Annotated in this window: 6 protein-coding genes and 1 pseudogene; all 7 read left to right on the forward strand. The window is 61.6% G+C overall.

The features are described from left to right. Positions 1-124 precede the first annotated feature (124 nt). Positions 125-523 (forward strand): annotated as a pseudogene (locus FFS08_RS23195) (VirB8/TrbF family protein); the annotation flags it as partial. 17 nt (positions 524-540) lie between these two features. Continuing rightward, a complete protein-coding gene (gene trbG / locus FFS08_RS23200; RefSeq protein WP_100239862.1) occupies positions 541-1,524 on the forward strand; it encodes a P-type conjugative transfer protein TrbG in 984 nt (327 codons plus the stop codon). 2 nt (positions 1,525-1,526) lie between these two features. Then, positions 1,527-2,300, forward strand: a complete 774-nt coding sequence (locus FFS08_RS23205) for a conjugal transfer lipoprotein TrbH (RefSeq protein WP_137865118.1) — start codon at positions 1,527-1,529, stop codon at positions 2,298-2,300. Positions 2,301-2,312: 12 nt separating this feature from the next. Next, positions 2,313-3,680 carry a TrbI/VirB10 family protein gene (locus tag FFS08_RS23210; RefSeq protein WP_249341339.1) on the forward strand — a complete coding sequence of 456 codons (1,368 nt, stop codon included), beginning with the start codon at positions 2,313-2,315 and terminating at the stop codon, positions 3,678-3,680. A gap of 25 nt (positions 3,681-3,705) precedes the next feature. Further along, positions 3,706-4,461, forward strand: a complete 756-nt coding sequence (trbJ, locus tag FFS08_RS23215) for a P-type conjugative transfer protein TrbJ (protein WP_022675885.1) — start codon at positions 3,706-3,708, stop codon at positions 4,459-4,461. Between the two features lie 9 nt (positions 4,462-4,470). Then, on the forward strand, positions 4,471-4,722 hold the full coding sequence (locus tag FFS08_RS23220; RefSeq protein ID WP_137865119.1) for an EexN family lipoprotein: 252 nt from the start codon (positions 4,471-4,473) through the stop codon (positions 4,720-4,722). Beyond that, the coding region (gene trbL / locus FFS08_RS23225) for a P-type conjugative transfer protein TrbL (protein ID WP_137871865.1) at positions 4,719-5,698 on the forward strand (980 nt) is incomplete at its 3' end. The genes FFS08_RS23220 and trbL, both read left to right, overlap by 4 nt.

A 5,698-nucleotide genomic window follows, 5' to 3' on the forward strand; every position in this document is an offset into this window, starting at 1 on the left:
GTGAATTCCACCCACTCAACGAGCCAATGGCGCGGTTGAAGCGTGTAGCGTAGCCCATGTTCCGCTTATGTCCGAGAAATCGTTGTCTGGCGAACAAACCTTGAGGTGACGCCAAGTCGGCTCCTTCATCCAGTCGGCCCGCATGGTGACGGCTGACGTTGAACTCCAAAAGCAAGCCATTTTCCGGGTCTATGGGATGCTCGCGCCGAATGATCCGGCGTTGGCAAAGATGACCGACTATCTCAACGGCAACCCCGACAATACGCCTTTCGCCCGCGCGGCGCGGGAAACCGTATCGGTCGAAATCGCCTCGGTGATTCAGCAAACCAAGACCTCTTGGCAGGTCGATTGGACCGAGACGGAGCGCGATCGGCAAGGCCAGCCTATCCAGCCCCCGGCGAAAATGCGCGCGCTCGTCACGATCCGCGTTGCGCCACCCAGCTCGGCAACCACGGAAGAACAAATCAAGCAAAATCCCTTGGGCGTGTTCGTCCAAGATTTCTCTTGGTCGCGCACACTCTGATGGGAGGGACAATCAACATGAAAAAGATCGCCTATTTCGCCGCCGCCCTCGCGGCGCTGCCTTCGCTCGCGTCCGCGCAGGACGGCCCGCCGCTTCCCGACGACATGCCGCCAGCGAACGCGCCCATGCCAGCCGGGGGAGGGGGGCAAGTAGATCCCAATGCCTATATCAACCCGCGCAATCCGAACCTGACGCGCACCCAGCGCGAGGGCCTGACGATCGCGCGGCGCTGGCAGGCGGAAAGCGCCGAAGGCATCAAGCCGGTGCCGGGCACCGAAGGCGCGGTATTGTTCGCTTTCGGCACCTCCGAACCTTCCGTGGTCTGTGCTGTGCTGCAAATCTGCGATGTGCAGTTGCAGCCGGGCGAGAACATCAATTCGGTGAATGTGGGCGATAGTGCCCGCTGGATGATCGAACCGGCCATTTCCAATTCGGGGCCGAACGAAACCCAGCATCTTATCATCAAGCCGCTCGATGCGAACTTGAATACAACGCTGATCGTGACGACCGATCGCCGCACCTACCATATCCGGTTGGTGTCGCACCGGACGCAATTCATGTCGCGGGTCGCGTTCACCTATCCCGATGAAGCGCAAGCCAAGTGGGCCGCTTTCCGCGCTCGATCGGACACGGCGCGCGCCGAAAACACGATGGCGGTGCCCGATGGCGCGCGCGGGACGGGCAGGGGAGGGAGCGAATATCTCTCCAATCTCGATTTCCACTATAGCGTTGACGGCCGCGCGCGCTGGAAGCCCGTCCGGGTTTACAATGATGGCGTCAAAACCATCATCGAAATGCCGCACGCGATGGAGCAGACGGAAGCGCCGTCGCTCCTGATCGTGCGGGCCGGGGGCAGCGTCTCCAAGGCGGCTGATACCTCCATCGTCAATTACCGGCTCCAAGATGGCCGCTACATTGTCGATCAGATTTTTGACCAAGCGGTCCTCATTTCCGGTGTCGGCAAGCGCCAAGAGCGCGTCACCATCACAAGGGGGGGCTGATCGTGCGCGGTGCGATTTTTGTATCAGCGGCCTTCCTGCTTACGAGCTGCGCGGGCGTTTCGCACCGGGACAGCTTCGCCGTTCCGGCTCCTCCCGATCAGGCCCAAGCCCTCGTTGACGATTCCGTGGCGGAGCTGGTGAAACTCTACCCGCCCGCGATTAGCCGGGTGCTGATCCCGACTGGCGGGGGCGGAGCCTATGGCGAGGGCCTGCGCTCCTCGATGCGCCAAGCGGGCTATGCGGTGATTGAGACGGGCAAGGGCGTGAAGCCCGATCCTGCGGCCACGCCGCTGCGTTACTACGTCGATCAGCCGATTGCCGATTCCTACCGTGTGACGCTGCGGGTTGGCGCGCAAACTTTCTCCCGCATATATGGCGTGGATGAAAAGGGCATCTACCCGTCTGCCGGGTGGGCGCTCGATCTGACCGGCGCAACGCCGGAGCTGATCGAACGGGCGAACCGGCCCGTAGCGCCTGCCGCACCGCCTCCCGATCCGTCGCCTGTCGCCAACCCGCAAACCGGCTTTAGCGGCAATGAGACGGGGGCAGGAACGTGGTCTGTCAGCCTGACGGGCTTCTCCTCCGAAAGCGCAGCACGCGCCTATTGGCGCGCGACGGCGCGCCTTCGCCCTTCGTGGGCGAGCATGACGCCGCGCTTTGTCCAAAACGGCCGCTCTCACGGCATCCAATTCGGACAGTTTCAATCCAGCGCGACGGCGCGCGCCAAGTGCAAGGGCATCCGTGCCGCGCGCTGTGGCGTCGTCAAGGCCGGGTAAGGGGGTAGGTTTATGTCTGATGCTGATAGCATGTCGCCGGAAGCCTCGCCGGGCGGTGCAGCGGACGGGAACAGCGGGCGCTTGGTCACGGGAGTTCGCAGGGTCAATAATGCGCCGCTGCTGATCGTCCTCGGCATTGTGGCGCTGTTCATCGCCATCGTGGTGTCGATTATGATTGATCGCTCCTCGGACAATGCGGCGACCAAGGTTCAACCGGCTGTCGGTCAAAGCTCGGCCGATGTTGCGAACAAGGTTGCGGGGACCGCTCCAAGCGGTGCTGCGGAAGTGATGGCGAACGCGCCCCCGCTGCCGCCTGCCGATGGCATCCCGGTCGCGCCGGTCGATCCCAATGCACCGCCAACCGTCACCGCCTCGCCAGCGCAACCCAACGGCCCCACGGCGGCCGATCTGCGCCGGGCACGCATGGAAGCGATACGCGAAGCACGCCTTGCCCAATTTGGCAGCGCCGTGCGCTCTCCTACCGCCCTGAAATGGCAGGACGGCCGCAATGGGGCATCCTCTGGCGCTGGCGGCATGAGTGGCGGCGCTGATCCGGCAAGCCAGCTCGTCGCCCTGCAACAACAAATGGCCGCTGCAATGGCGCAGGGCCGCCAGCCCTCGGCCTCCGACATTGCCGCCCTTACGGCCCTGTCAAACCAAGTGGCCGGGGGAGGAGCCGGAGCCGGGCAGGGTGCCGCTAATGCCCGCCCGCCTGCCAACTATGGCCAGTTCGCCAACAATGCGGGTGGCAATCGCTGGGCCTCGAACAGCCAAGTAGAAGCGCCCTCCCGCTACCAGCTCCGCGCGGGCTTCGTAATTCCCGGCACGCTGATCTCCGGCATCAACTCGCAAATACCGGGGCAGATTGTCGCGCAAGTTTCCCAAAACGTGTTCGATACCGCGACGGGCCGCTATCTCCTGATCCCGCAAGGCTCCCGCCTTGTCGGCGCGTATGATTCCAACCCGGTTTTTGGGCAGACGCGCGCGCTCATCGCGTGGCAACGGATCATCTTTCCTGACGGCAAGGCGATCGACCTTGGCGCTATGCCGGGGTCGGACAGCGCGGGCTATGCCGGGTTCCATGACCAAGTGAACGCGCATTGGTTCCGTATCTTCGGCTCCGCTCTGCTCATGTCTGGTGTGACCGCTGGCGTAACCCTTAGTCAGCCGCAAACCGGCCTAAACGCCAATGGCACCATGTCCGCCAGCCAAGCCCTTAGCCAAGCTCTCGGCCAGCAGCTCGGACAGACCACGGCGATGATGATTGAGCGCAATCTGAACATATCGCCCACGCTGATTATCCGGCCCGGCTTCCGCTTCAATGTGGTGGTCGTGAAAGACCTCACATTTTCAAAGCCTTACCGCTCATTCGATTATTGACGCCAGATGAAAGGGAGCAAGCAAAATGAAGTCTCGAATTTTAGCCGCTAAAATTTCTTTGGCGATCACTCTCGCGCTGGCGGCCCCGTCCGCCAATGCGCAAATCTCGGTTATCGACGTTGCGAACGTCCGCCAGACAACCGTTTCCGCGCTGCAAAACGTCGCCACGGTGGCGAAGCAAATCCAGCAGTATCAGACGCAGCTACAGCAATACCAAAATATGATTCAGAACACGGTCGGCGCGCCGGTCCAGCTCTGGCAGCAGGCTACGCAAACGATCGACAGCCTCCAAGGGCAGGTCAATCAAATCAGCTCGTTCGCTCGTCAAGCTGGCGACGTGAACACCTACATGAATCAATTCAAAAATCCGTCTTACTATCAGACCAATGCTTGCACGTTCGGGAACTGCACGGCGGCGCAGCGCGCGGCGGCTCTGTCCGCTACTCGCGCCCGCACGACAAGCCAGATGGCCGCAAATGCCGACGCTATGAACGGCATCAACAGCGCCATGACAACGCTTGCGTCTGACGGCCAGCGCCTCGACCAGTTGCAGGCCAATGCCACGGGTGCGAGCGGGCAAATGCAAGCCCTGTCCTACGCCAATCAATTTGCGGCCCAACAAGCCAGTGAGTTGCAGAAAATTCGCGGCGTCCTGCTCGCACAAAGCGCCGCGCTAACGGCCCAATCACAATATCAGCTCGATCGCGATGCTGCGGCAACAGAGGCATCGGCCGCAATGCGGAAAACCAAACCGACGCCGATCGGAACCTATCAGAATTAAGGAAAGCCCATGCCGAAATTGCGTCAACTTATCGCCGCGTCCTGCTGCACCGCTACACTTCTTCTCGCGGCCTGCGGCAAGTCCGAGTCCGAACCGAAAACGATGCTCTATTACTCTCAACACCTAGACGAAGCCCGCGAGAAGGTCGCCCGATGCAAATCCGGCGTCGAAACCGACGCGGAGTGCCAAGAAGCGGGCAGCGCACTAGCGCACGAAACCAAGCCGACGCCGATCGGAACCTATCAGAGGATAGCACTATGAAGGCTCTGGCTCGCCTACACCTGTCCGCCTTGGGGGTGGCGCTCACGCTCGCCGCGACTCCCGCCTATGCGCAATCGCAAGGTATGCTCGATAATGTTCTGAACAAATATAAGAGCATGGCGGCGGCGTGGGCGAGCGTCTTCACAACGCACGCGACAATTCTATTCGGCACACTAGCGGCGGTCAGCCTCATTTGGACGTTCGGGGTAATGGCGTTGCGCCGCGCCGATCTTGGCGAATTTGCTTCGGAAGCAATTCGCTTCGCCATCTTCTGCGGCTTCTTCTGGTGGCTGCTCATCAACGGCCCGGCGATCGGCTTGGCGATCATTGAAGGGCTGCGCTCGTTGGGTGCGCAGGCATCCGGCCTGCCTAACAATCTCGCACCATCGGGTATTGTGGACATTGGTTTCGACATTTTCCGCCAAGCTGTCGAAGCGTCCAGCGTCCTAACTCCGGTCGATTCCGCTCTTTCTATCTTGGTTTCGCTGGGCATCCTGATTGTTTTGGCTCTCGTCGGCGTGAATATGCTGCTGCTGTTGGCCTCCGGCTATGTCCTCGCCTATGCCGGGGTTATCTTTTTGGGCTTCGGCGGCGCGCGGTGGACCAGCGATATTGCGCTGAACTATTTCAAAACGGTGGTCGCGGTGGGCGCGTCCCTGATGACGATGGTTCTTATCGTCGGCGTCGGCAAAACCTTCCTTGACCAATATTATGCCGCAACGGGCGAGGGTTCGTCTCTCCAAGATTTAGGGACCATGCTTGTCTTCGCGGTCGTCCTTCTGGCGCTCGTAAACAAGGTTCCCGCGATGGTCGGGGGCGTTATAAGCGGCGGCTCGATCCACGCGGCGGGCGGTATCGGAGCCTTTGGGGCAGGGGCGGCGCTGGGCGCTGCCGGGATGGCCGCTGGGGCTGCGGCCACGGGTGGAGCTATGATCGCTGCTGGCGCGATGAACGCTGCGGGGGGAGCCAGCGCGAT

The sequence above is a fragment of the Sphingomonas sp. 1F27F7B genome (assembly GCF_005503355.1).
Lineage (GTDB): Bacteria > Pseudomonadota > Alphaproteobacteria > Sphingomonadales > Sphingomonadaceae > Sphingomonas.